This is a genomic window from Vibrio sp. 2033 (genome assembly GCF_033339735.1).
The window spans coordinates 1-619 of sequence record NZ_JAWOVC010000494.1 but is presented as its reverse complement, the minus strand read 5'-3'; the positions used below and the strand labels follow the sequence as shown (position 1 = coordinate 619).

Genomic DNA, 619 nt, shown 5'->3' with positions numbered 1-619 from the left:
GGCGAGCATCTTATCTGGAATCTGCTTATTGCCTTGCTATTGGGTGCGATTATCGGGACACAGCGCGGCTGGGTGATGCGAAATAGTGTTGAAGGTAGTCGTGTTGCTGGTATTCGTACGTTCTCTCTCGTCGGGTTACTTGGTGGTCTTGTCGCGATTCTTGCGGATCTCTATTCTCCTTTATTGCTTGGTTTTGCCTTGATTGCGTTGGTGATATTGGCGTGTATCGCGTTTGTCATGCAGCAGAAGAAGAGTCGCGATATCAGTATTACTGGCGTGGTTAGCTTGTTGGTGACGTTTGTGTTGGGCAGTTTAGCTGTGTCGGGAGAAGCGGTGCTTGCGGCATCTGCAGCTGTGATTACCGCAGTGGTGCTCGACAACAAACGAGAACTTCACCAAGCGTTGCAAAAATTACAGGAATACGAGCTAGATGCAGCGCTCCGGTTGCTGATTATCTCCATCGTGTTATTGCCGCTTCTTCCAAATCAATCCTATGGCCCTTGGAACGCTCTTAACCCTTACGAAATTTGGTGGATGGTCGTATTGATTGCCAGTATTTCGTTTGTGGGCTATTTCGCAATCACAATCGGTGGGGCGAAACGTGGCATATTGTTCACCT

The 619-nt window shown here is 48.6% G+C and carries 1 protein-coding gene; it reads left to right on the top strand.

Going from position 1 to position 619, the window contains the following annotated elements:
- On the top strand, nt 1-619 hold a 619-nt coding region (locus R7P74_RS27400; protein WP_318123829.1), incomplete at both ends, for an MgtC/SapB family protein.